Origin of the sequence: Arthrobacter sp. B2a2-09 (assembly GCF_027587375.1) — a bacterium.
GTDB lineage: Bacteria > Actinomycetota > Actinomycetes > Actinomycetales > Micrococcaceae > Arthrobacter.
In genome coordinates this window covers 1-242 of sequence record NZ_JAMXIC010000132.1, presented here as the reverse complement: position 1 = coordinate 242, position 242 = coordinate 1, and the positions used below count along the sequence as shown (strand labels likewise).

The following is a 242-nucleotide window of genomic DNA, read 5'->3' as shown; positions in this document are numbered from 1 at the left end:
CTTGCCGATGTGAGCGCCCGTGCGGAGTCGATGGCGCGGACCTTCTTGGACCGGGGTGTGACCTTCGATTATGCGGGGGAGGAGCGGCCCTTCCCGCTGGATATCGTGCCGAGGGTGATTCCGGCTGACGAGTGGGATGTGCTGGAGCGTGGGGTCAAGCAGCGTGTCCGCGCCTTGGAGGCTTTCCTGGATGATGTCTACGGGCGGATGGCGGTGGTCGCGGACGGTGTGGTGCCGCGGGC

1 protein-coding gene is annotated in these 242 nt (G+C 66.9%); it reads left to right on the top strand.

Features of this window, described 5'->3' with window-relative positions:
* Positions 1-242, top strand: a 242-nt coding sequence (locus tag NFJ07_RS25860; protein WP_269998954.1) for a circularly permuted type 2 ATP-grasp protein, incomplete at both ends; no start/stop codon positions are given.